The 948-nt window shown below is 63.9% G+C and carries 1 protein-coding gene; it reads left to right on the plus strand.

Translation table 11 applies throughout. The features are described from left to right. Positions 1-948, plus strand: a 948-nt coding sequence (locus tag A3730_RS00515; protein ID WP_063537231.1) for an MFS transporter, incomplete at both ends; no start/stop codon positions are given.

The following is a 948-nucleotide window of genomic DNA, read 5'->3' on the forward strand; positions in this document are numbered from 1 at the left end:
GCTGATCCTGCTGGTGCCACTCGGCGATCTGGTCGAGCGCCGCCGCTTGATTGTGATCATGATGCTGCTGGCCATGGTCGGCTTGCTGGTCAGCGCCAGCGCCCGTTCGTTGCCGATGCTGTTGGCAGGCACCGCCATGACCGGGGCGTTTTCCGTGGTTGCGCAGGTGTTGGTTCCTTTTGCGGCCACACTGGCGCCACTGGAAACCCGCGGCAAGGTGGTGGGCACGGTGATGAGCGGGCTGTTGTTGGGCATTCTGCTGGCACGCACCGTGGCGGGAGCGCTGTCCACCCTGGGCGACTGGCATACCGTTTACTGGGTTGCCGCTGCGCTTATGTTACTCAACACCCTGGCACTGTGGCGCTTGCTGCCCCGCTACCATCAACCCGCTTCGCTCCATTATGGCCAGCTGATTACCTCCATCATCGGGCTGTTTGCGCGGCACAAGGTGTACCGCCAACGTTCCGTGCTCGGCTTTCTGGGCTTTGCCATGTTCAGCGTGCTGTGGACGTCGCTGGCATTCCTGCTGTCCGCTGAACCCTGGTCCTTCAATGATGCCACCATCGGCCTGTTCGGCCTGGCGGGGGCGGCGGGCGCCCTGTCTGCTCGCCACGCCGGCGTACTGGCCGACCGGGGTCACGGCCACCGGCTGACGATCGCCGGTATTGTCATCCTGCTGCTGTCCTGGGGATTGCTGGGGCTGGGAGGCACCTCACTCATCGCCTTGCTCGCCGGCATTGTGCTGCTGGACCTGGCCCTGCAAGCGGTTCACATCACCAATATGAACATGGTGTTTTCGCTGGATGAAAGCGCCCGCAACCGGCTCAACTCCGGGTACATGTTCCTGTATTTCCTGGGCGGCGCCTTCGGCTCACTGGCCTCTGCCGCCGCCTACGATGAACACGGCTGGTCCGGCGTTGTCATACTGGGGGCCGGCCTGGCTGTGGC

This window comes from Alcanivorax sp. HI0044 (genome assembly GCF_001634945.1).